Genomic DNA, 20,926 nt, shown 5'->3' on the forward strand with positions numbered 1-20,926 from the left:
CTCTGCCCGCACAATAGATGCGATGCCGGAATACGAATTTGTCGACGTGTACGTGCCGCGCGGGGTTTCCCGCAAGGACACCACACGCCTGCTGACCGACCACGCCGAGTACGGACACTGGGAGTTGGAGCGACTGAGCCTGCTGCGTGACGGCAGCCGCAGGGTGCGGCTGCGCAGACGGATCATCCGCCAGCTGCGCGCCACGTGGTGACGGACATCGGGTGACGAAAACGGATCGGGCCCCGCGACCGCGGGGCCCGATCCGTTCTGTCTGGTTACCGCCGCCGTGGTGCGCGGCTCCGCGTCACGCGCCGGAGCGGGCGCGGCGGTAGAGCGTGGCTCCGGCGAGCAGCAGACCCGCGCCGGCCGGGAGGGCGATGCCCACCGCGTCCGACCCGGTGTGCGCCAGCGTGCCGGCGGCCTGCGGGCCCGTCACGCCCGAGGTGCCCGAGGTGCCCGGGCCGTGCGGGGCGGCCGGGGTGCCCGGGGTGTGCGGGTGCTGGCCGGGCTTGGTCCGGTGGATCGGCTTGACCGAGTCACCGGGCTTGCCCGGGTGGTGCGGGGTGCCGGGGTGGTGGGTGCCCGGGTGCTCGCCCTCGCACGGCTCACCGGGCTTGCCGGGGTGGCCCGGCTTCCCCGGGTGGCCAGGGTGCCCGGGCTTGCCGGGGTGGTGCGGGGTGCCGGGGTGGTGGTCGTCGCCGGACACGTTGGCGCAGTCGTTGCCGAAGACCGGGTTGAGGGCTCCGATCACGGTGACGCCGTTGCCGCAGGCGTTGACCGGGACGTCGACGGGCGCCTGGACGCTGTTGCCGGAGCCGACGCCGGGCGAGTCGCTCGCGTGGCCGCGGGCCGTGGCCCCGCCGCCGCCGTGGTGCGAACCGCCCTTGTTGACACAGGTGTTGCCGATCGCCGGGTTGAGCAGCCCGACGATGTTGACGGTGTTGCCGCACGCGTTGACCGGCACGTGGATCGGCGCCTGGACCGCGTTGCCGGACAGGACGCCCGGGGAGTCCGTCGCGGCGCCGTTCGCCTTCGAGTCGGCGTGTGCGTAGCCGCTGCCCATGGCGATGACGCCGGTGGCGGCGGCCATGGTGATCAGGCCTTTTCTGGTGACCTGTCGCATAGGTTGTTCCCTGCCTTCTACCTACCGGATGCTCCCGGAACCGGTGCGCCCGGGAGTGGGTGCCTGGCGGCCCCGGAGTGCGTGGCGCGCACTCCGGGGCCGCCAGGCTCAGACCCTCACGGGTTCAGGCTCGACGTCACTTGTTGACGCAGACGTTGCCGAAGGCGGGGTTCAGCAGCCCGATCACCGAGATCGTGTTGCCGCAGACGTTCACGGGGATGTGAATGGGCGCCTGGATGACGTTGCCCGACGCGACACCCGGGGAGTGCACGGCGGCACCCTGGGCACCGGCGTCGGCGACGGCGAGGCCCGCACCCGCGAGAACCAGGCCACCAGTGGCAGCCGCAGCGGCGACGACCTTCTTGATCATTACTTCCTCCTTGTTGGCAAAGGTGCGATCCCAGCCGCGGACCGCACACCCTGTAACGAGGCGGAAGTTATGGGGCTACGAGCTTATGAACGCATTCACTCTTTTCAGTCAACTACGCACGCCTGGGCGATTGTTGGGTTTGTCGTTTCGGCAAAACGGGCGCCCTGCGGTCCACGGGGGCCGGGCGAGCCCGGCCCCCGTGAAGTCCCAGGTCAGGACGCGTCGATGAACCGGTCGAGGACCCGCACGCCGAACTTCAGACCGTCGACCGGCACCCGCTCGTCCACGCCGTGGAACATCCCGGCGAAGTCCAGCTCCGGCGGCAGCTTCAGCGGCGCGAAGCCGAAGCAGCGGATCCCGAGGTCCGCGAACGACTTGGCGTCGGTGCCCGCCGAGAGCATGTACGGCACGGCGCGCGCGATCGGGTCCTCGGCCACCAGGGCCGTCTGCATGGCGTCGACGAGCGCCCCGTCGAAGGTGGTCTCCAGCGCCTTGTCCGCGTGCACGTCCTCGCGCCTGACCCGGGGCCCCAGGATCCGGTCGAGGTCGGCGAGGAACTCCTCCTCGTACCCCGGCAGGAAGCGGCCGTCGACGTGCGCGGTCGCCTGTCCGGGAATCACGTTGACCTTGTAGCCGGCGCCCAGCTGGGTCGGGTTGGCGGTGTTCTGGAGGGAGGCGCCGATGAGCTTGGCGATGCCGCCGAGCTTGGCCAGCGTCTCGTCCATGTTCTCCGGGTCGAGCTCGGTGCCCAGCGCGTCGCCGAGCTCGTCGAGGAAGTGCCGCAGCGTCTTGGTGACGCGCACCGGGAACTTGTGCCGCCCGAGCCGTCCGACCGCCTCGGAGAGCTCGGTGATGGCGTTGTCCTTGTGGATCATCGAACCGTGCCCGGCGCTGCCGTCCACGGTCAGCTTCATCCAGTGCATGCCCTTCTGGGCGGTCTCCACGAGGTAGAGCCGCAGGTTCTCGTTGACGGTGAACGAGAAGCCGCCGACCTCGCTGATCGCCTCCGTGACGCCGTCGAACAGGTCGGGGTGCTTGTCGACGAGGTAGCGGGCCCCGTAGGTGCCGCCCGCCTCCTCGTCGGCGAGGAAGGCCAGCACGATGTCGCGCGGGGGCTTGCGGCCGCTGCGCAGCCGGTCCCGTACGACCGCGAGGGTCATCGCGTCCATGTCCTTCATGTCGACCGCGCCGCGCCCCCACACGCAGCCGTCCGCGATCTCGCCGGAGAACGGGTGGTGCGTCCAGTCGTCGGCGTTGGCCGGGACCACGTCGGTGTGGCCGTGGATGAGCAGCGCGGGCCGCGACGGGTCCTCGCCCTGGATCCGGGCCACGGTGGAGGCCCGTCCGGTGTGCGACTCGAAGATCTTCGGTTCGAGCCCCACCTCCGCGAGCTTCTCGGCCACGTACTCGGCCGCCGCCCGTTCGCCCGGACCGGAGTGGTCCCCGTAGTTGCTGGTGTCCATCCGGATCAGATCGCGACAGAGGTCGACGACCTCGTCCTCGCCGGTCACGCCCCGCGCCGCCTTCGACTCGCTCACGCTGCTTCCTCCCGCTGCCGCTGCCGCATCTTCAGAGTCCCCCTCATCCTCCCCCCGCGCCCCCCGCCCGCCCAAGGGCGGCTTCCCGTCGACATACGACGTTCACGCAGGCCACGGGGGTGATCGAGCACCCCCAGATGTTTGCTATTGTTTTCCACGTCGGAACGGGCACGGCCCGCGAGACAGACACCTTGTCCGGGTGGCGGAATGGCAGACGCGCTAGCTTGAGGTGCTAGTGCCCTTTATCGGGCGTGGGGGTTCAAGTCCCCCCTCGGACACCACTTGAAAACCCCAGCTGAGCTGGGGTTTTCTTGTTTTGTGAGACGTAGATCCAAGCTCCCGGCCGCCCCGCTCCCCCAGCGCGACGGCATCGACCCGGTGCGGGTGCGGCTGCCCGCCGACCCGGACGGGGTCTGGGGGACGGTCCGGGAGCACCTGGTCGAGCGGTTCGGCGGGGCGATCGGGGCCGGGCGCGTCGAGGCGATGGTGCGCGGCGGGCGGTTCGTGACCGCCGACGGGCCCGTGGACGAGCACCTGGCGTACCGGCCGGGGATGTACGTGTGGTTCCACCGGGACTTCGCCCCCGAGGTGCCCGTGCCGTTCGAGGTCGGGATCGTCCACCGCGACGAGCGGATCGTGATCGCGGACAAGCCGCACTTCCTGGCCACCACGCCCCGGGGGCGGCACATCACCGAGACCGCCGTCGCCCGGCTGCGGCGCGACCTGGACCTGCCCGGGCTCCAGCCCGCGCACCGCCTCGACCGGCTGACCGCGGGGCTCGCCCTGTTCGTCGTGCGCCCCGAGGACCGGGGCGCGTACCAGAACCTGTTCGCCGAGCGGCGGGTGCGCAAGGAGTACGAGGCGGTCGCTCCGTACGACGCGGGTGTGGCGCTGCCAATGACCGTGCGCAGCCGGATCGTGAAGGAGCGCGGGGTGATCGCCGCGCGCGAGGAGGCGGGCGAGCCGAACGCCGAGAGCCGGATCGAGCTGGTCGGGCACCGGGCCGGGCTCGGTCGCTACCGGCTGCTTCCGGCGACAGGGCGCACCCATCAGCTGCGGGTCCACATGAACGGCCTGGGGCTGCCGATCCTGAACGACCCGGTGTACCCGGTGGTGACCGAGGAGCCCGACCCGGACGACTTCACGCACCCGCTGCAACTGCTCGCGAAGGTGCTGGAGTTCACGGATCCGGTGGACGGGCGGGAGCGGCGGTTCGAGAGCGGGCTGCGGCTGGCCGCCTGGCCGCGAGCCGGTGCCGAAGGCGATTCATCGGACCAATAGCGGCTTCCGCAGCGGAAATTGGGGTCCCAGGGGTGCCTGGAGCCCCTATACATCTGATAAATATGCGGCATGCGCCTCACCGAGTTGGGCGGCAGCGGCTGCCTCGTCAGCGCGCTGTCCTTCGGGGCGGCGGGGCTCGGCAACCTCCTGGGCGAGGTCGACGACGCCACCGCGCGGGACGCCGTGGACGCCGCCTGGGACGCGGGCGTCCGCTACTTCGACACCGCGCCGCACTACGGCCTCGGCCTCTCCGAGCGCCGCATCGGCGCGGCGCTGCGCGGCCGCCCCCGGGACGCGTACACCGTGTCCACCAAGGTCGGCCGCGTCCTGGAGCCGCTGGCCGAGCCGGCCGGTGACGACCGCGCCGAGGGGTTCGCGGTGCCCGCCACCCACCGCCGCCGCTGGGACTTCAGCGCGGACGGGGTGCGGCGGAGCATCGAGGACAGCCTCGGGCGGCTCGGCCTGGACCGGATCGACGTCGTCCTCCTGCACGACCCCGACGACCACGCCGAACAGGCCCTGGACGAGGCCTATCCGGCCCTGGAGCGGCTGCGCGCGGAAGGTGTCGTACGGGCCATAGGGGCCGGGATGAACCACGCGGGGCCGCTGGCCCGGTTCGTGCGGGAGACGGACGTGGACGCGGTGCTGTGCGCCGGGCGGTACTCGCTGCTCGACCAGCGGGCGGCCGACGAGCTGCTGCCGGAGGCGGCCGCGCGCGGCAAGAGCGTGGTCGTCGGCGGGGTCTTCAACTCGGGGCTGCTCGCCGACCCCCGGCCGGGCGCCCCCTACGACTACGCGGCCGCGCCCCCGGCCCTCCTGGAGCGGGCGCTGCGGATCAAGGCGGTCTGCGAGCGCCACGGCGTGCCCCTGCGGGCCGCCGCGCTGGCCTTCCCGCTGCGGCACCCGGCGGTGGCCAGCGTGCTGGTGGGGGCGCGTTCGGCGGCCGAGGTCCGGGACGCGGCCGAGCAGTTCGGGCGGCCGGTGCCGCAGGCGCTGTGGGAGGAGCTGGGCGTATGAGGGTCGCACTGCACACCAGGGTCCGGGGCGACCGGATCGAGGCGTACGAGGCCGCGCACCGGGAGGTCCCGGCGGAGCTGACGGCGGCGATCCGGGCCGCCGGGGTCACCGGGTGGACGATCTGGCGCAGCGGCGCCGAGCTGTTCCATGTGATCGAGTGCGCCGACTACCGGCGGCTGCTCGCCGAGTTGGAGCGGCTGCCGGTCAACATCGCCTGGCAGGCGCGTATGGCCGAGCTGCTCGACGTCGTCCACGACTACTCAGGGGCGGGCGCGGACGCCGGGCTGCCGGTGGTGTGGGAGCTGTGAGGGTCGTCGACTCCCACCACCACGTGTGGGACCTCTCCGTCCGCGACCAGGAGTGGCTCGCCGGGCCCGGACTCGCCCCGCTGCGGCGCACCTTCGCCCTCGACGAGCTGCGGGCGCAGGCCTCCGGGGTCGCCGCCACCGTGCTCGTGCAGACCGTGACCGTGGCCGAGGAGACCCCGGAGTTCCTGGCGCTCGCCGAGGACGACCCTCTCGTACGCGGTGTCGTCGGCTGGACCGATCTGACCGCGCCCGGGGTCGCCGACGAGCTGGCCCGGCTGCGGGAACTGCCGGGCGGGGAGCGGCTGGTGGGGATCCGCCACCAGGTGCAGGGCGAGCGCGACCCCGAGTGGCTGCTGCGGCCGGACGTGGCCCGGGGGCTCGCGGCGGTCGCGGACGCGGGGCTGGCGTACGACCTGGTGGTCCTCCCCCACCAGCTGCCCGCCTGTGTGCGGGCCGCCGAGCTGCACCCCGGCCTGGTTCTCGTCCTCGACCACCTGGGCAAGCCGCCGATCGCCTCGGGCGGGACCGAGCCCTGGGGTTCGGCGGTCCGCGCGCTCGCCGCGCTGCCGAACACCGTCTGCAAGCTCTCCGGCCTGGTCACCGAGGCGGGCCCGGGTTGGAGCACGGCGACTCTGCGGCCGTACGCGGACACGGTTCTGGAGGCGTTCGGGCCCGGGCGGCTGATGTACGGCTCGGACTGGCCGGTGTGTCTGCTCGCCGCCTCGTACGGCGAAGTCCTGGACGTGGCACGGGCGCTCACCGAGGACCTGGGCCCGCGGGAACGGGCCCAGGTCCTCGGCGGCACGGCGGACCGCGTCTACGGGCTCAGTGGCCGCGCTTGACCCACTCGTCCAGCTGGGATGCCTCGGCGCCGATCGTGGTGGAGTCGCCGTGGCCGGTGCGTACCACCGTCTCGGGCGGCAGGGTCAGCAGCCGCTCACGGATCGAGTCGAGGATCGTCGGGAAGTGCGAGAACGACCTGCCGGTGGCGCCCGGGCCGCCGGCGAACAGGGTGTCGCCGGTGAAGACCGTGCCCAGCTCGGGGGCGTACAGGCACACCGCGCCCGGGGCGTGGCCCGGGGTGTGCAGGACGGTCAGCTCGGTGCCCGCGACCGTGAGGGTCTGCCCGTCGGCCAGTTCGCCGTCGGGGGTGCGGTCGGGGTGGGTGAGCTTCCACAGCGGCAGGTCGTCGGGGTGCAGGAGCACCGGCGCCCCGGTGGCCTCGGCGAGCTCCGGGGCCGCGTCGATGTGGTCGTTGTGGGCGTGGGTGCAGACGATCGCGCGCAGGGTGCGGCCGCCGAGCGCGGCCAGGATCGCCTGGGCGTCGTGGGCGGCGTCGACGACCACCGCCTCCTCGTCGTCGCCGACGATCCACACGTTGTTGTCGACGTCCCAGACGCCGCCGTCCAGCGCGAAGGTGCCGGAGGTGACGAGGTGCTCGATGCGGGCGGCCATCAGAACGCCACCACCGAGCGCAGCACGTCGCCCTCGTGCATGCGCGCGAAGGCCTTCTCGACCTCGTCGAGCGCGATGGTCTCGGTGACGAACGCGGCCAGGTCGATCCGGCCCTGCTGGTGCAGGTCGATCAGTACGGGGAAGTCCCGGGAGGGCAGGCAGTCGCCGTACCAGGACGACTTGAGCGCGCCACCGCGGCCGAAGACGTCGATCAGCGGCAGCTCCAGCTTCATGTCCGGAGTGGGCACGCCGACCAGGACGACGGTTCCGGCCAGGTCGCGGGCGTAGAACGCCTGCTTGTAGGTCTCGGGGCGGCCGACCGCCTCGATGACCACGTCGGCGCCGAAGCCGCCGGTAAGCGCGCGGACGGCCTCGACGGCGTCCTCGGTGCGGGAGTTGACGGTGTGGGTGGCGCCCATGGTCTTGGCGGTGGCCAGCTTGCGGTCGTCGATGTCCACGGCGACGATCTTCGCCGCGCCCGCGAGCCGGGCGCCCACGATCGCCGCGTCGCCGACCCCGCCGCAGCCGATGACGGCGACCGCGTCGCCCCGGCCGACGTTGCCGGTGTTGAGGGCGGCGCCGATGCCCGCCATGACACCGCAGCCCAGCAGCCCCGCGACGGCCGGGGAGACCGACGGGTCGACCTTGGTGCACTGCCCGGCGGCGACCAGCGTCTTCTCGGCGAAGGCGCCGATGCCGAGCGCCGGAGAGAGCTCGGTGCCGTCCAGCAGCGTCATCTTCTGCTTGGCGTTGTGGGTGTTGAAGCAGTACTGGGGGCGGCCGCGCAGACAGGAGCGGCACTGGCCGCACACCGCGCGCCAGTTGAGGATCACGAAGTCGCCGGGCGCCACGTCGGTGACCCCGGCGCCGACCGACTCGACCACACCGGCGGCCTCGTGGCCGAGCAGGAAGGGGAAGTCGTCGTTGATCCCGCCCTGCTTGTAGTGCAGATCGGTGTGGCAGACGCCGCACGCCTGGACCTTCACCACGGCCTCGCCGGGCCCCGGGTCCGGCACCACGATCGTCTCCACCCGTACGGGCTCGTCCTTCCCCGGCGCGATGACCCCTCGGACCTGCTGCGGCATGCGTGAACTTCCTTTCTGGCACCACCGGCACGCGCGGACGCGTACGGGCGGAAATGTGTACGGGCCCGACCTCCGCACGTTACCTGCCGCACGCGGAAGGGCGGCACCCCGCCGCCGGGATGCCGCCCTTCTCGTACGTACGCGGTGCTACTTGGCCGCGATCTCCGCGACGCGCTTGCGGACCAGGTACCAGCCGCCGACCAGCATGCCCAGGATCACGGGCAGGCAGTAGACGGTGGTGCGGCCGACGCCGCCGCCGTACCACATCAGGTACAGCACGGTGGCGAGGAAGACCAGCGTCACGATCTGGGTGTAGGGGGCCCAGGGCAGCTGGTAGGAGGGGCGGGTGAGCTTGCCCTCCTGGGCGCGGCGCCAGAACAGCAGCGAGCAGATCATGATCATCGCCCAGGTGCCGAGGATGCCGATGGAGGCGAAGTTCAGCACGATCTCGAAGGCGTCGTCGGGCATCAGCTTGTTCAGGGCGACACCGGCGGCGCCGAACGCGGCGGTCAGCAGCACACCGCCGTAGGGCACCTGGCCCTTGTTCATCCGGGCGGTGAACTTGGGCGCGGAGCCCGCGACGGCCATCGAGCGCAGGATGCGGCCGGTGGAGTACAGACCCGAGTTGAGGCTGGAGAGCGCGGCGGTCAGGACCACCAGGTTCATCACGCCGGCCGCGCCCGGCACGCCGAGCTTGTCGAGGACGGTGACGAAGGGGCTCTCGTCGCCCGAGTACGCGGTGTACGGGAGGATCAGCGCGAGGAGGACGACCGAGCCGACGTAGAAGATGCCGACGCGCCACATGATCGAGTTGATCGCCTTGGGCAGGATCTTCTGCGGGTTCTCGGTCTCGCCGGCCGCGACACCGCAGAGCTCGACCGAGGCGTACGCGAAGACGACGCCCTGGACGACCAGGAGCATCGGCAGCATGCCCATCGGGAAGATGCCGCCGTGGTCGGTGATGTTGGCCAGGCCCGGGGTGTTGCCGTCCACGCTGTGCTGGGTGGCGACGAGGTAGATGCCCACCGCCATGAAGGCGACCAGGGCGGCGACCTTGACGATCGCGAACCAGAACTCCATCTCGCCGAAGTACTTCACCGAGATCAGGTTGGCGGTGAGGACCACGGCCAGGGCGATCAGGGCGAGCACCCACTGCGGGATGTCGCTGAACATGGCCCAGAAATGGGCGTAGGTGGCGGCGGCCGTGATGTCGGCCACGGCGGTGGTCGACCAGTTCAGGAAGTACAGCCAGCCCGCCGTGTAGGCGCCCTTCTCGCCCATGAACTCACGGGCGTAGGAGACGAAGGCGCCGGAGGAGGGCCGGTAGAGCACGAGCTCGCCGAGGGCCCGGACGACGAAGAACGCGAAGACGCCGCAGACCGCGTAGGCGATCGCGAGCGAGGGGCCCGCGCCCGCCATGCGGCCGCCGGCGCCGAGGAACAGGCCGGTGCCTATCGCGCCGCCGATGGCGATCATGTTGATGTGGCGGGACTTGAGGTCCTTGCTGTAACCGGCGTCACCGGCGTCGATGTGGGGGGTGCCCTGCGCCGGCGCGGACGCCGACGTCTCGGCCGCAGGCATGGTGCGGTCACTCATGTAGCTGTATCGCCTTCGTGAGGGGTCATGCGGTCGTGCGATACCGGGCTGTGCCGGTGCCGTCCCGGTGGTGGCCGGTGATGCGGGTGAGCTCGTGGCGTCACCGCGGCGTGGCTGATTCGGGACATGGTCGCGGCTCGACGGGGCATTTGGCAGTGGCCAATGTCACGTACGGGCAGATCTGTGATGAATCTGAGGTAAATCTGAGCTTACGGAGCGAGTACGTCCAATTCCTTCAGGGCGCCGAGGGCGATCTCGCGGGTGAGTCTCTCCGCCCGTTCCGCGTCCCGCTCCCGGACCGCCTCGGCCACCTGCACGTGCAGGGTGACGGCCGCGGGGTCGGGGTCCTCGAACATCACCTGGTGGTGGGTTCTGCCGGTCAGGACCTCCGCGACGACATCGCCGAGTCTGGCGAACATCTCGTTGCCGGAGGCGTTCAGGACGATCCGGTGGAAGGCGACGTCGTGGACGAGGTAGCCCTCCAGCTGGCGGCCGCGCGAGGTGGCCACCATGCCGAGCGCCTGCTCGGTGAGGGCGGCGCACTGCTCGGGGGTGGCGTGGTGGGCGGCGAGCCCGGCGGCGACCGGCTCCACGGCCGAGCGCAGCACGGTCAGGGAGCGCAGCTGGCGCGGCCGGTCGGATCCGGCCAGCCGCCAGCGGATGACCTGCGGGTCGTACACGTTCCACTGCTCGGTGGCCCGGACCGTCACCCCGACCCGGCGCCGGGACTCGACCAGCTGCATGGACTCCAGGACCCGGATCGCCTCGCGGATCACGGTGCGCGAGACGTCGAAGCGCTGGGCGAGCTCGTCGCCGCGCAGCACGCTGCCGGGCGGATATGCGCCTGCGGTGATCGCGCGGCCGAGGGTGTCGAGCACCTGCGCGTGCAGTCCCTGGGCCTGTGTGGTCATGGGCAAAGCGTACGGGGCGGTGCGCACCGGGCCGGACGGGCGCGCGGGGCCGCCACTCGGAAAAGTATTACTTATTCATCACAGGGTCTTGAATACGTCGCACCTTTTGGGTTTCAGTAGCGCGACGGACGGATGGCCGGAAACGACCGCCGCCCGGAACACATCGATGTCGACGAAGACAGCGAGGCACCGCTATGAGCACCCCCCACGTCGTCGTGGTGATGGGCGTGGCCGGCACCGGCAAGACCACGATCGGCCCCCTGGTCGCGGCGGCGCTCGGCGTTCCGTATGCCGAGGGCGACGACTTCCACCCGGCGGCCAACGTCGCCAAGATGTCGGCCGGCGTCCCGCTGGACGACGCCGACCGCTGGCCCTGGCTCGACGCGATCGGGCGGTGGGCGCACGGCCGGGCGGGCCTCGGCGGGGTGGTGAGCAGCTCCGCGCTCAAGCGGGTCTACCGCGACCGGCTTCGGGCGGCCGCCCCCGGCCTCGTCTTCCTGCACCTCACCGGCGACCGGGAGCTCATCGAGCACCGGATGGCCGAGCGCAAGGGCCACTTCATGCCCACCGCGCTGCTCGACTCGCAGTTCGCCACGCTCCAGCCGCTGGAGGCGGACGAGGCCGGCGTGGCCGTCGACGTCGCCGGCACCCCCGAGGACATCACCGACCGGGCCGTCGCCGCGCTGCGCCGACTCGCCCCCTGATCCGCCAACCGAGGACCACCACCGTGACCAGTCTCAGCGTCGAGATCCTGGCAGCGGGCGCGGCCGAGCCGATCACCTCGGCGGGCAACGCCCGACTGGGGATCGCCGTACTCGCCGGCATCGCCGTCATCGTCCTGCTCATCACCAAGTTCAAACTGCACGCGTTCCTCGCCCTGACCATCGGCTCGCTGGCGCTCGGCGCCTTCGCGGGAGCGCCGCTGGACAAGGCCATCACCAGCTTCACCACGGGCCTGGGCAACACCGTCGCCGGTGTCGGGGTGCTCATCGCGCTCGGCGCGATCCTCGGCAAGCTGCTCGCCGACTCGGGCGGCGCGGACCAGATCGTCGACACGATCCTGGAGAAAGCCGGGAAGTCCGGCGGGCGCGCGATGCCGTGGGCGATGGTGGTCATCGCCTCGATCATCGGCCTGCCGCTGTTCTTCGAGGTCGGGATCGTGCTGCTGATCCCGGTGGTGCTGCTGGTCGCCAAGCGCGGCAACTACTCGCTGATGCGGATCGGCATCCCGGCGCTCGCCGGTCTCTCGGTGATGCACGGGCTGATCCCGCCGCACCCGGGCCCGCTGGTCGCCATCGACGCGGTCGGCGCCAACCTGGGCGTCACGCTCGCCCTGGGCGTCCTGGTGGCCATCCCGACAGTGATCATCGCCGGGCCGGTCTTCTCCAAGTACGCGGCGCGCTGGGTGGACATCCCGGCGCCGGACCGCATGATCCCCACACGCCCTTCCGAGGACCTGGAGAAGCGCCCGAACTTCGTCGCGACCGTGTCGACCGTGCTGCTTCCGGTCGTGCTGATGCTGGTGAAGGCCCTGGTCGACATCGTGGTCGACGACCCGAAGAACCACCTCCAGCGGGTCACCGACGTGATCGGCTCGCCGCTGATCGCGCTGCTCGCGGCCGTGCTCGTGGCGATCTTCACGCTGGGCCGGGCCGCCGGGTTCAGCAAGGAGCGGATCTCCACGACGGTCGAGAAGTCGCTCGCCCCGATCGCGGGCATCCTGCTGATCGTCGGCGCGGGCGGCGGCTTCAAGCAGACGCTCATCGACGTGGGCGTCGGCCAGATGATCCTGGACGTCTCCAAGGACTGGTCCATCCCCGCGCTGCTGCTGGCCTGGCTGATCGCGGTCGCGATCCGGCTGGCGACCGGCTCGGCCACGGTGGCGACGATCTCCGCCGCCGGTCTGGTGGCCCCGCTGGCCGCCGACATGTCGACCGGGCACACGGCCCTGCTGGTCCTCGCCGTCGGCGCGGGCTCGCTCTTCTTCAGCCATGTCAACGACGCCGGGTTCTGGCTGGTGAAGGAGTACTTCGGGATGGACGTCGGCCAGACGGTCAAGACGTGGTCGGTGATGGAGACGATCATCTCGGTGGTGGCGCTGGGGTTCGTGCTGCTGCTGTCACTGGTGATCTAGGGGACCACCGCGCCCCTTCTCCCCCTCCACCTCCTCCAGCCACAGCCCGTGCTCCCGCCGGGCCCACGAGCGCCCCACCGACCCGGTGCGCATGCCACGGCGTGCCTCCGGGTCGAGGAGCGCCATGGTCACATGGCCGCAGAGCACGATCCCGACGGCCAGCGCCAGCCAGTCGTGCACGAAGGTCGACCCGATCCGTACCGCCAGCGGCGCCAGGTGGGTGAACCACATGAACAGACCGGTGCCGAGCAGGACGAGCGCGGCTCCGGTGATCCAGCCCGCGTAGACCTTCTGCCCCGCGTTGAACTTGCCCGCCGTACGCGGGTGTTCGTCCCGGGTGAGCGCCGAGCGCAGCCAGCGCCGGTCGTGCGGCCCGAACCGGTTGAGGCGGCGCAGATCGGCGCGGAACGCCCGGGAGGCGAGCCCCACGAGGACCGGTACGGGCAGCAGCACGCCGGAGATCTCGTGCACCCGCACCACCAGCTCCCGGCGGCCCACGGCCTCGGCGAGCTGCGGCAGGTAGAGCACGGCGGCCGACAGCACGCACACGCCGAACACCAGCGCGTTGGTCCGGTGCACCCAGCGCTCGGCCCGGGTGAACCGCCGTACGCGCGCGGCGGGTTCAGCCGGTGGGGTGGTCGTCGCGCCCGTTGGACCGGCCGACCCAGGCATCCGTGTCATAGCCCCGCTCCTCCCAGAACCCCCGCCGCACCTTGCTCGTCACGGTGATCCCGGAGAGCCACTTCGCCGACTTGTAGAAGTACATGGGCGCCACATAGAGGCGGACCGGGCCGCCGTGCGCGTGCGACACGGGCTTGTCCCGCATGCTCAGGGCGACCAGCACGTCGTCGCGGCGGGCCTGTTCGAGCGTGAGGCTCTCGGTGTACGTGCCGTCGAAGCAGGTGAAGCGGACCGCCCCGGCTCCTGGGCGCACCCCTGCGGCGTCGAGGAGCCGGGACAGCCGCACCCCCGCGAACGGGGTGCCCGGCACCCGCCAGCCCGTCACGCACTGCACGTCCCGGACCAGCCGGGTCTGCGGCAGCGCCCGCAGCGCGTCCAGGGTGTAGGTGGCGGGGCGGTCGACGAGGCCGTCGACGGTGAGCCGGTAGTCGGCGGCGCCCTTGTGCGGTACGGAGGCGGCGACCGAGTAGTAGCGGAAGCCGCCGCCGTTGGGCAGCAGGCCGGTCAGACCGGTGGGGTCCTTCCCGGCGGCGGCGCCGAGGAACGACTCCAGGCCGCGCTGGAGGACCGGGGCGGCGGCGACCCCGGCGGCGCCGAGGCCGAGCATGCCGAGCACGATCCGACGGCCGACCGGGGCGCTCTCGGCGGGCGGTGGTTCAGGGTTCACCCCCTGATTCGAGCACCGGCGGCCCCCGGACACCAGGGGCCCCGGCACACCGTCACCGTTTGGTCAGATCCTGGCCTACGCCCTGGCGGCGCCCGCCGCCCGCTCCAGCTTCTCCAGCTGGAAGGCCTCGTTGCCCTGGCCGATCCGGGCGTGCGCCTCGGGCCGTACCGCCCGTACGACCAGGCCGTACGCCACACCCGCCGCCAGGGCGAGCGCGATGATCGAGGGGAGGACCCAGCTGAGCGAGGAGTCCGGTCCGGCGCCGACGAGGACGTCGAAGTCCTTGACCGTGTAGACCGCGATGACGAGGAGCGCGACCCCGGCGATGCCGGAGGCGAGCAGCCGCCACAGCTGGGCCGCGGCCGCTCCCCGGCGGACGAAGAAGGCGATGACCGCGAAGGAGGCGGCGGCCATCAGCACGATCACGCCGAGCGCGCCCACGTTGCCCATCCAGGTGAACAGGTGCAGCACGGCGGCGGTCGGGTCGCCGGTGGGCTTGTCGTCGGCGACGGCGAAGGCGACGACCACGACGGCCGAGATCGCGGTCTGAAGCAGCGAGCCGCTGCCGGGGGCGCCGCTGGCGTGGTTGGTACGGCCGAAGGCGGCGGGCAGCAGGCCTTCGCGGCCCATGGCGAAGACGTACCGGGCGACGACGTTGTGGAAGCTGAGCAGCGCGGCGAACATGCCGGTGACGAAGAGGACGTGCAGGACGTCGGTGAAGGTGGTTCCGAGCCGGTCCTCGGTGAGCCCGAAGAGCAGCCCGGGCCCGTTCTTGCGCGAGGCGTCGACGATTGCGGCGGGGCCGGTGGCGACCGTGAGCGCCCAGGAGCTGAGCGCGAAGAACACGGCGGTGAAGCCGACGGCCAGGAACATCACGCGCGAGACGACCAGATGCGGGCGGCTGGTCTCCTCCGCGTACACCGGCGCCTGCTCGAAGCCGGTGAACGCGGCGATGCAGAAGCACAGGGCGGTGCCGATGCCCGCGCCGGAGAGCGTGGACGGGTCGAAGGCGTGCAGCGACAGGCCCTCCTTGGCGGGGTCGGCGACGGCGGCGAAGTCGAAGACGACGACCAGGGCGACCTCGATGACCAGCAGCACGCCCAGCACCTTGGCGTTGAGGTCGATCTTCAGCCAGGCGAGTACGCCGACCAGCGCGACGGCCGCCAGCGCCGGGATCCACCAGGCGATCTCGGTGTCGAGGTAGGTGGCGCAGAGGCTGGAGACCTCGAAGCCGAACATGCCGTAGATGCCGACCTGGAGGGCGCTGTAGGCGACGAGCGCCACGAAGGCGGCGCCCGATCCGGCGGTGGGGCCGAGGCCCCTGGCTATGTACGCGTAGAACGCCCCGGCGTTGTGGACGTGGCGGCTCATCTCGGCGTACCCGAAGCTGAACAGGACCAGGACGGCGCCGAGGATGAGGAAGAGCAGCGGCTGGCCGACGATGCCCATCACGCCGTACGTGGTGGGCATGACACCCGCGACCACCATCAGCGGGGCGCTCGCGGCGAGCACCGACAGGAGCAGGCCCGGAGTGCCGAGCCGGTCGGCGCGCAGGGCTCTCTCCTGGCCCTTGTACGTACGGATCTCATCGGTGTCGCTCGACATGGCGGGGGTGCCCTTTCGGTGGGACGCGGGGGTGGTGCCGAGGGGTGGAGCCGTGCGGGTGGTGCCGTGCTGGGGCTAGGCGGTGCCGAGTGCGGCGCTGCGGGCGGCCTGGAAGGCGCGGTACGGGTCCCGGTCCGGGTACGACCAGGGCGCGGGCGTGAAGTGCTTGCCGATGCGGTGGAAGAGGGCGGCGGCCTCGGCGGGGCGGCCCTCGCAGTGCTTGGCGTGGGCCAGGAAGTTGAGGTCTACGCCGGCCCGGGGGTGGTCCTCGCGCTCCCACTCCAGCCACCAGTCGAACGCGGACTTGATCACCTGGCGGGCGCGGCGGCCGGTCCAGTGCTCCGAGTCGACCGGGTCGCCGGGTGCGGCGCCCCGGGCCGCGAGGACCCGGTACCGCTCGGCGTGGGCGACCAGCGGGAGCAGGGCGAGCGGGGAGTCGGCGGGGGCGCGGGCGACGGAGGCGGCGGCGAAGGCGTACACCTCGTGCAGCGGGTCGGCGCCGTCGCCCGGGCGGCGCTCGGCGAGCCGGGCGGCCATCAGGTGGTGGGCGTGGTGGTGGTCCGGGTGCCGGGAGCACACCTCGGCGAATATCTGCTCGGTCTCGTTGTCCGAGCCGAGGCTGCGGGAGAGGGCGAGCAGGGCGAGCCAGGGGGTGGGGTCGGCGGGGGCGAGCCGGGCGGCCTCCAGGCAGGCGTCGCGGGCCGCGTCCTTGTCCCCCTTGCCGCCCAGGCAGCGGGAGACCAGGGCGCAGGCGTGGAGCGCGGCGGCGTCGGCGCTGTCCGGCTCGGCGAGCAGCCACTCGCGGGCCCAGGCGGCGGAGGTGGCGGGCTCGCCCAGGACGGTGAGGCGGTGGCCTCGCCGGTCCCAGTCGTCGCCGGTCGCGACCAGCAGCGAGCGGACCCTGGTCCACCGACCCTGCGCCAACTGGGCGCGGACGGCGACGAGTTCGGCGTCGTCGAGCGCCGGGTCGAAGGCGCGGCCACCGCGTTTGCGGGGGCGGCCTAGCGGGGGCGGGGGCATCCGCGTACTTCCCGGGGGGTGGGTGTGGTGTGTGGGTGGTGTGGTGGGTGGGGCGGTTGGTCCGGGTGACAGGGTGATCGCGGACAGCAAAGCGGTACCCAATGCTCCACGTCAAGGTTCGGCGGGTGTGCGACGGGATTCAACTGGGTGGTGCCTCGGGTTGGTTGACCCCCACCCCGGGCGGCCGGGTTCTTCGTCTGCGGGCCGTTCCCAACTGGTCGCGCAGTTCCCCGCGCCCCTAGAGATGCCGCTCCGCGGCAATCCCCTGGGCGCCCCGCAGGGGCGCATTTAGGGGCTGGGCCAAAAAGGGGGCTGGGTCGCGTCCAGTGGGTGCTCGGGAGGCGTCGGGGCCCCCGGGGCGCTATCGTCGAGCAAGTTCACAACCCCCGGCCGCACTTGAAGGATCCCACGTGTCGGTTCTCGTCCTCGCTCTCGCCGTGGGCGCGGCCTGCTGTCTGGGCTTCGGGTTCGTGCTCCAGCAGAACGCCGCCCAGCACGCCCCGCTGAGCGACTTCCTGTCGCCGCGGCTGCTGCTCGACCTCGTCCGGGTGCCCCGCTGGCTCGCCGGGATGGGGCTGATGGTCGCGGGCATGGTGCTCGGCGCGCTGGCGCTGGGCCAGGGCGAGGTCTCCCAGGTGGAGCCGCTGCTCGCCACCAACCTCTTCTTCGCCATGGCCCTGTCCCGCTGGCAGACCAAGCAGTCCCTGGGCCGCCAGGGCTGGGCGGGGCTCACCCTCCTCGCGGGCGGGGTGACCGCCTTCATGGTGGCGGGCCAGCCGCGCGGCGGCAACGACGTCGCCGGACCCCTGCGGCACTGGCTGATCGTCGGGATCGTCGTCGGGATCGCGCTCGTCCTCACCGTGTACGCCAAGCGGTCCCGCCTCAGCGCAGGACCCACCCTCCTCGCCGTCGCCGCCGGTTTCCTCTACGGCCTCCAGGACGCCCTCACCCGCGTCAGCGGCGAACGGTTCCGGGCCGACGGCTTCGCCCACCTCATGACGGGCTGGCAGCCGTACGGCGTGCTGGCGCTCGGCGTGACCGGCCTGATCCTCGTCCAGAGCGCCTTCGAGACCGCCCCGCTGCGGATGTCGCTGCCCGCGCTCACCGCCGCCCAGCCGCTCGCCGGGATCGCCTGCGGCGTCGGCTTCCTGGGCGATCAGCTCCGTACCGACGCGGCGGCGCTCGCCTGGGAGGTCTGCGGACTCGCCGCCATCGTCACCGGCATCGTCCTGCTCGGACTCCATCCGGCGATGCCGTCGGGGACGGGACCGAAGGAACGGGTCCACGACCTCCAGCCGCACTAGAACAGTGCGGTGATTGGATGAGTCCCATGAGCTCATCCGCACCCTCCCCCTCCGACGAGATCCTCGACATCGTCGACGAGCACGACCGTGTCGTCGGCCAGGCCCCGCGCGGCGAGGCGTACGCCCGGGGGCTGCGCCACCGCTGCGTCTTCGTCCTCGCCCGGGACGCCGAGGACCGGATCTTCGTCCACCGGCGCACCCCCACCAAGCTGGTCTTCCCGTCGCTGTACGACATGTTCGTCGGCGGTGTCGTCGGCGCGGGCGAGAGCTACTACGACGCCGCGCTGCGCGAGGCCGAGGAGGAGCTCGGGGTGTCCGGGCTGCCCCGGCCCGTACCGGTGTTCAAGTTCCTCTACGAGGGCGGCGCGGACGGGCGGCAGACGTGGTGGTCGGCCGTGTACGAGGTGCGCTGCACACTGCCGGTGCGGCCGCAGGTCGAGGAGGTCGCCTGGCACGACTTCCTGCCCGAGGCCGAGGTGGAGCGGCGGCTCGGCACCTGGGAGTGGGTGCCGGACGGGCTCGACGCCTACCGCAGGCTGCGCGCGCACCGGGCCGGGTGATCGCCTGCGGGTAGTGTGCAAATGTGATCAGCATCGCGCAGACCCTGCGGCTGTGGTTCGCACCCGAGCGCATCGGCGAGGAGGGCGAGACGCCGGACTACCGGTTCTCGCTGGCCAACGAGCGGACGTTCCTGGCCTGGATCCGGACGTCGCTCGCCCTGGTCGGCGGCGGTTTCGCGGTCGACCAGTTCCTGCCGGACCTGCGCTGGGGCGTACGGGTCGGGCTCGCCCTCGCGCTGCTGGCGGCCGGGGTGCTGTGCGCGCTGCGGGCCGTGAACCACTGGGTGCGGTGCGAGCGGGCGATGCGGCGCGGCGAGGACCTGCCCGTGTCGCGCTTCCCCACCCTGCTGAGCGTGGTGGTGGCGGGGGTCGCCGTCGTCATGGTGGTGGTCGTCGTCTTCGGCTGGGCCGGGTGACGGGCGCGCCCGACCGGGACCCCGGCCTCCAGCCCGAGCGGACCCGGCTCGCCTGGCGCCGTACGACGCTGTCCTGCACGGTGGCCGCGGTCCTCGCGGCCAAGCAGGCCCTGCACGGCGGCCGGACGCCCGTCGCCCTGGTCGCCGTGGCCCTGAGCGGTCTGGTCTGGCTGGGCTTCCTGGCCGTGGCTCACCGCCGCATCCAGTCCCTGACCCGCTCGGCCCGCCCCGGCGTGCTGCGGCCCCGCGAGGCGGTCGCGGCGCTGGCCTGCGTGGCGGCGCTGGCGCTGTTCGCGGTGGCGATGCTGCTCTGAAGGGCCCGGCGCCGGCAGCGGAAGCGGAGCCGCGCCCGGCGCACTAGCCTGAGACGTGGGGGCGCGATCTCGAGGGGTGAACGCCATGACCGTACGCCACGAGGAACACCCCACCACGCACGAGCACGTGCACGGCCCCACCTGCGGGCACCGGGCCGTGCCGCACGGCGACCACACGGACTACGCCCACGACGGGCACATGCACCGCGAGCACTCCGGCCACTGGGACGAGTGCGAGCCCGCCGGGCACGTCGCCCACGACGGGCACGCGCACGAGCACGGCGTCGGCTGCGGCCACCAGTCCGTGGAGCACGGCGACCACCTCGACTATGTCCACGACGGGCACCGGCACGCCGAGCACGAGGGCCACTGGGACGACCACTGACGGCTTGATCCGCACGGCGGCCCGCATCCGGGCGGGGCAGCGTCTGGACGACATACCGACTGGTCGGTAGCGTGTCTGTGACACGATCGCCGTTCCCGGAGGTAGCCCGTCATGAGCACAGTCCCGCCAGGTCTCGATCCGGAGCGGCTGCGCGCCCATCTCGACCGCGAGCGGCCGGGGCTCGTGGGCGGTCCGCTCACCGCCCGGATCGTCGAGGGCGGCCGGTCCAACCTCACGTACATCGTGACCGACGGGACGGGCCAGTGGGTGGTCCGACGGCCGCCGCTGGGTCATGTCCTGGCCACCGCGCACGACATGAAGCGCGAGCACCGGGTGATCAGCGCCCTGCACCCGACGTCGGTCCCGGTGCCGGAGCCGCTGCTGCTGTGCGAGGACGAGTCGGTCATCGGCGCGCCGTTCTACGTGATGGAGTACGTGGCCGGAACCCCGTACCGCACGGCGGAGCAGCTGGCTCCGCTGGGCCCGGAGCGCACCCGGGCCGCGCTGCTCGGCCTGGTGGACACGCTGGTCGAGCTGCACGCGGTGGACCCCGAGGCGGTCGGCCTCGGGGACTTCGGGCGCCCGGAGGGCTTCCTCGACCGCCAGCTGCGGCGCTGGGGCAAGCAGCTCGACGCCTCCCGCAACCGTGAGCTGCCCGGGATCGACGAACTGCACGCGGCGCTCGGCCGCGAGCTGCCCGTCTCCCCCGCCGCCACGGTCATCCACGGCGACTACCGGCTCGACAACGTCCTCGTCGGGGACGACGACGAGATCAAGGCCGTCCTCGACTGGGAGATGTCGACCCTCGGCGACCCGCTGACCGACCTCGGGCTGCTCGTGATGTACAGCGCCGAGCTGAAGGTGAAGGACTCCCCGGTCTCCACCACCGCCGGGGCCGCCGGGCACCCCACCCCCGCCGAGCTGATCGAGCGGTACGCCACCCGCTCGGGCCGGGACACCTCGGCCATCTCCTGGTACACGGCGTTCGCCTGGTTCAAGCTCGCCGTGATCCTGGAGGGCATCCACTACCGCTACACCCTGGGCCAGACCGTCGGCGCGGGCTTCGACCGCATCGGGGACCTGGTGCCCGTCTTCATCGACCACGGCCTCACCACCCTCCAGTCCACGCAGTCACCGCAGGAAGGCTGAACTCCCG

24 protein-coding genes and 1 tRNA gene are annotated in these 20,926 nt (G+C 72.2%); 14 read left to right on the forward strand and 11 right to left on the reverse strand.

What is annotated here, in order from left to right; all coding sequences use genetic code 11:
- The first annotated feature begins 22 nt into the window (after positions 1-22).
- On the forward strand, positions 23-211 hold the full coding sequence (locus IE252_RS13915) for a DUF5703 family protein (protein WP_101387537.1): 189 nt from the start codon (positions 23-25) through the stop codon (positions 209-211).
- 93 nt (positions 212-304) lie between these two features.
- Here the strand turns inward: IE252_RS13915 and IE252_RS13920 are convergent, their stop codons facing one another.
- The 3 genes from IE252_RS13920 to IE252_RS13930 form a co-directional block, all read right to left on the reverse strand.
- Positions 305-1,123, reverse strand: coding sequence for a chaplin (locus tag IE252_RS13920; protein ID WP_190089674.1), 819 nt, complete (start codon positions 1,121-1,123; stop codon positions 305-307).
- Between the two features lie 136 nt (positions 1,124-1,259).
- A complete protein-coding gene (gene chpH / locus IE252_RS13925) occupies positions 1,260-1,493 on the reverse strand; it encodes a chaplin ChpH (protein ID WP_190089675.1) in 234 nt (77 codons plus the stop codon).
- A 212-nt stretch (positions 1,494-1,705) separates the two neighbouring features.
- The gene (locus tag IE252_RS13930) at positions 1,706-3,031 is read right to left on the reverse strand and encodes a M20/M25/M40 family metallo-hydrolase (protein WP_190089676.1); all 1,326 of its coding nucleotides are present in this window, start codon (positions 3,029-3,031) and stop codon (positions 1,706-1,708) included.
- 193 nt (positions 3,032-3,224) lie between these two features.
- Here IE252_RS13930 and IE252_RS13935 point away from each other — a divergent pair.
- The 5 genes from IE252_RS13935 to IE252_RS13955 all read left to right on the forward strand — a co-directional run bounded on the left by IE252_RS13935 (position 3,225) and on the right by IE252_RS13955 (position 6,479).
- Positions 3,225-3,312 (forward strand) — tRNA-Leu (locus IE252_RS13935).
- Between the two features lie 37 nt (positions 3,313-3,349).
- Positions 3,350-4,312, forward strand: coding sequence for an RluA family pseudouridine synthase (locus IE252_RS13940; protein ID WP_190089677.1), 963 nt, complete (start codon positions 3,350-3,352; stop codon positions 4,310-4,312).
- Positions 4,313-4,381: 69 nt separating this feature from the next.
- Positions 4,382-5,329 carry an aldo/keto reductase gene (locus IE252_RS13945; RefSeq protein WP_190089678.1) on the forward strand — a complete coding sequence of 316 codons (948 nt, stop codon included), beginning with the start codon at positions 4,382-4,384 and terminating at the stop codon, positions 5,327-5,329.
- Positions 5,326-5,637, forward strand: coding sequence for an L-rhamnose mutarotase (locus IE252_RS13950; RefSeq protein WP_190089679.1), 312 nt, complete (start codon positions 5,326-5,328; stop codon positions 5,635-5,637). Before IE252_RS13945 ends, IE252_RS13950 begins: the two co-directional genes overlap by 4 nt.
- On the forward strand, positions 5,634-6,479 hold the full coding sequence (locus IE252_RS13955) for an amidohydrolase family protein (RefSeq protein ID WP_190089680.1): 846 nt from the start codon (positions 5,634-5,636) through the stop codon (positions 6,477-6,479). The genes IE252_RS13950 and IE252_RS13955 overlap by 4 nt, the downstream gene beginning before the upstream one ends.
- On the opposite strand, the gene IE252_RS13960 is transcribed toward IE252_RS13955, so the two are convergent.
- The 4 genes from IE252_RS13960 to IE252_RS13975 form a co-directional block, all read right to left on the reverse strand.
- Positions 6,463-7,092 (reverse strand): MBL fold metallo-hydrolase, encoded by a 630-nt coding sequence (locus IE252_RS13960; protein WP_190089681.1) that lies wholly within the window; start codon positions 7,090-7,092, stop codon positions 6,463-6,465. The two genes, IE252_RS13955 and IE252_RS13960, sit on opposite strands and share 17 nt — an antisense overlap.
- On the reverse strand, positions 7,092-8,177 hold the full coding sequence (locus IE252_RS13965) for an S-(hydroxymethyl)mycothiol dehydrogenase (RefSeq protein ID WP_190089682.1): 1,086 nt from the start codon (positions 8,175-8,177) through the stop codon (positions 7,092-7,094). Before IE252_RS13965 ends, IE252_RS13960 begins: the two co-directional genes overlap by 1 nt.
- Before the next feature lie 147 nt (positions 8,178-8,324).
- A complete protein-coding gene (locus IE252_RS13970; protein ID WP_190089683.1) occupies positions 8,325-9,773 on the reverse strand; it encodes an amino acid permease in 1,449 nt (482 codons plus the stop codon).
- Positions 9,774-9,982: 209 nt separating this feature from the next.
- Entirely contained in the window at positions 9,983-10,684 is a 702-nt protein-coding gene (locus tag IE252_RS13975) for a FadR/GntR family transcriptional regulator (RefSeq protein ID WP_190089684.1), read from the reverse strand.
- A 194-nt stretch (positions 10,685-10,878) separates the two neighbouring features.
- Here IE252_RS13975 and IE252_RS13980 point away from each other — a divergent pair, with 194 nt between their 5' ends.
- Entirely contained in the window at positions 10,879-11,388 is a 510-nt protein-coding gene (locus IE252_RS13980) for a gluconokinase (protein WP_190089685.1), read from the forward strand.
- Between the two features lie 23 nt (positions 11,389-11,411).
- Positions 11,412-12,818, forward strand: coding sequence for a GntP family permease (locus IE252_RS13985; protein ID WP_190089686.1), 1,407 nt, complete (start codon positions 11,412-11,414; stop codon positions 12,816-12,818).
- Here IE252_RS13985 and IE252_RS13990 read toward each other — a convergent pair.
- From IE252_RS13990 to IE252_RS14005, 4 genes are all read right to left on the reverse strand, one after another.
- Positions 12,804-13,499: a cytochrome b/b6 domain-containing protein gene (locus IE252_RS13990; protein ID WP_190089687.1), complete on the reverse strand. Its 696-nt coding sequence runs from the start codon at positions 13,497-13,499 to the stop codon at positions 12,804-12,806. The two genes, IE252_RS13985 and IE252_RS13990, sit on opposite strands and share 15 nt — an antisense overlap.
- Positions 13,441-14,106 (reverse strand): molybdopterin-dependent oxidoreductase, encoded by a 666-nt coding sequence (locus IE252_RS13995; RefSeq protein ID WP_190089823.1) that lies wholly within the window; start codon positions 14,104-14,106, stop codon positions 13,441-13,443. The genes IE252_RS13990 and IE252_RS13995 overlap by 59 nt, the downstream gene beginning before the upstream one ends.
- 135 nt (positions 14,107-14,241) lie before the next feature.
- Positions 14,242-15,771: an APC family permease gene (locus tag IE252_RS14000; RefSeq protein ID WP_190089688.1), complete on the reverse strand. Its 1,530-nt coding sequence runs from the start codon at positions 15,769-15,771 to the stop codon at positions 14,242-14,244.
- A gap of 75 nt (positions 15,772-15,846) precedes the next feature.
- The gene (locus IE252_RS14005) at positions 15,847-16,791 is read right to left on the reverse strand and encodes a hypothetical protein (RefSeq protein ID WP_190089689.1); all 945 of its coding nucleotides are present in this window, start codon (positions 16,789-16,791) and stop codon (positions 15,847-15,849) included.
- 410 nt (positions 16,792-17,201) lie between these two features.
- Between IE252_RS14005 and IE252_RS14010 the strand changes: the two genes are divergently transcribed.
- From IE252_RS14010 to IE252_RS14035, 6 genes are all read left to right on the forward strand, one after another.
- Positions 17,202-18,095: a DMT family transporter gene (locus tag IE252_RS14010; protein ID WP_190089690.1), complete on the forward strand. Its 894-nt coding sequence runs from the start codon at positions 17,202-17,204 to the stop codon at positions 18,093-18,095.
- A 26-nt stretch (positions 18,096-18,121) separates the two neighbouring features.
- Positions 18,122-18,655: an NUDIX hydrolase gene (locus tag IE252_RS14015; RefSeq protein ID WP_229848329.1), complete on the forward strand. Its 534-nt coding sequence runs from the start codon at positions 18,122-18,124 to the stop codon at positions 18,653-18,655.
- A 23-nt stretch (positions 18,656-18,678) separates the two neighbouring features.
- Positions 18,679-19,071 (forward strand): YidH family protein, encoded by a 393-nt coding sequence (locus IE252_RS14020; protein ID WP_190089692.1) that lies wholly within the window; start codon positions 18,679-18,681, stop codon positions 19,069-19,071.
- Positions 19,068-19,385 carry a DUF202 domain-containing protein gene (locus tag IE252_RS14025; protein ID WP_190089693.1) on the forward strand — a complete coding sequence of 106 codons (318 nt, stop codon included), beginning with the start codon at positions 19,068-19,070 and terminating at the stop codon, positions 19,383-19,385. Before IE252_RS14020 ends, IE252_RS14025 begins: the two co-directional genes overlap by 4 nt.
- 85 nt (positions 19,386-19,470) lie before the next feature.
- On the forward strand, positions 19,471-19,770 hold the full coding sequence (locus IE252_RS14030) for a hypothetical protein (protein ID WP_190089694.1): 300 nt from the start codon (positions 19,471-19,473) through the stop codon (positions 19,768-19,770).
- A gap of 111 nt (positions 19,771-19,881) precedes the next feature.
- Positions 19,882-20,919 (forward strand): phosphotransferase family protein, encoded by a 1,038-nt coding sequence (locus IE252_RS14035; protein WP_190089695.1) that lies wholly within the window; start codon positions 19,882-19,884, stop codon positions 20,917-20,919.
- Positions 20,920-20,926 lie beyond the last annotated feature (7 nt).

This window comes from Streptomyces melanogenes, assembly GCF_014649795.1.
Lineage (GTDB): Bacteria > Actinomycetota > Actinomycetes > Streptomycetales > Streptomycetaceae > Streptomyces > Streptomyces noboritoensis.

What these genes read in the sequence shown, in the direction of transcription:
- IE252_RS14035 (WP_190089695.1), top strand. Translation starts at nt 19,882, where the DNA reads ATGAGCACAGTCCCGCCAGGTCTCGATCCGGAGCGGCTGCGCGCCCAT.
- IE252_RS13995 (WP_190089823.1), bottom strand. Translation starts at nt 14,106, where the DNA reads ATGCTCGGCCTCGGCGCCGCCGGGGTCGCCGCCGCCCCGGTCCTCCAG.
- chpH (WP_190089675.1), bottom strand. Translation starts at nt 1,493, where the DNA reads ATGATCAAGAAGGTCGTCGCCGCTGCGGCTGCCACTGGTGGCCTGGTT.
- IE252_RS13990 (WP_190089687.1), bottom strand. Translation starts at nt 13,499, where the DNA reads ATGACACGGATGCCTGGGTCGGCCGGTCCAACGGGCGCGACGACCACC.
- IE252_RS13970 (WP_190089683.1), bottom strand. Translation starts at nt 9,773, where the DNA reads ATGAGTGACCGCACCATGCCTGCGGCCGAGACGTCGGCGTCCGCGCCG.
- IE252_RS13980 (WP_190089685.1), top strand. Translation starts at nt 10,879, where the DNA reads ATGAGCACCCCCCACGTCGTCGTGGTGATGGGCGTGGCCGGCACCGGC.
- IE252_RS13960 (WP_190089681.1), bottom strand. Translation starts at nt 7,092, where the DNA reads ATGGCCGCCCGCATCGAGCACCTCGTCACCTCCGGCACCTTCGCGCTG.
- IE252_RS14030 (WP_190089694.1), top strand. Translation starts at nt 19,471, where the DNA reads ATGACCGTACGCCACGAGGAACACCCCACCACGCACGAGCACGTGCAC.
- IE252_RS13945 (WP_190089678.1), top strand. Translation starts at nt 4,382, where the DNA reads ATGCGCCTCACCGAGTTGGGCGGCAGCGGCTGCCTCGTCAGCGCGCTG.
- IE252_RS13975 (WP_190089684.1), bottom strand. Translation starts at nt 10,684, where the DNA reads ATGACCACACAGGCCCAGGGACTGCACGCGCAGGTGCTCGACACCCTC.
- IE252_RS13950 (WP_190089679.1), top strand. Translation starts at nt 5,326, where the DNA reads ATGAGGGTCGCACTGCACACCAGGGTCCGGGGCGACCGGATCGAGGCG.
- IE252_RS13965 (WP_190089682.1), bottom strand. Translation starts at nt 8,177, where the DNA reads ATGCCGCAGCAGGTCCGAGGGGTCATCGCGCCGGGGAAGGACGAGCCC.
- IE252_RS14000 (WP_190089688.1), bottom strand. Translation starts at nt 15,771, where the DNA reads ATGTCGAGCGACACCGATGAGATCCGTACGTACAAGGGCCAGGAGAGA.
- IE252_RS13920 (WP_190089674.1), bottom strand. Translation starts at nt 1,123, where the DNA reads ATGCGACAGGTCACCAGAAAAGGCCTGATCACCATGGCCGCCGCCACC.
- IE252_RS14015 (WP_229848329.1), top strand. Translation starts at nt 18,122, where the DNA reads ATGAGCTCATCCGCACCCTCCCCCTCCGACGAGATCCTCGACATCGTC.
- IE252_RS14005 (WP_190089689.1), bottom strand. Translation starts at nt 16,791, where the DNA reads ATGCCCCCGCCCCCGCTAGGCCGCCCCCGCAAACGCGGTGGCCGCGCC.
- IE252_RS13915 (WP_101387537.1), top strand. Translation starts at nt 23, where the DNA reads ATGCCGGAATACGAATTTGTCGACGTGTACGTGCCGCGCGGGGTTTCC.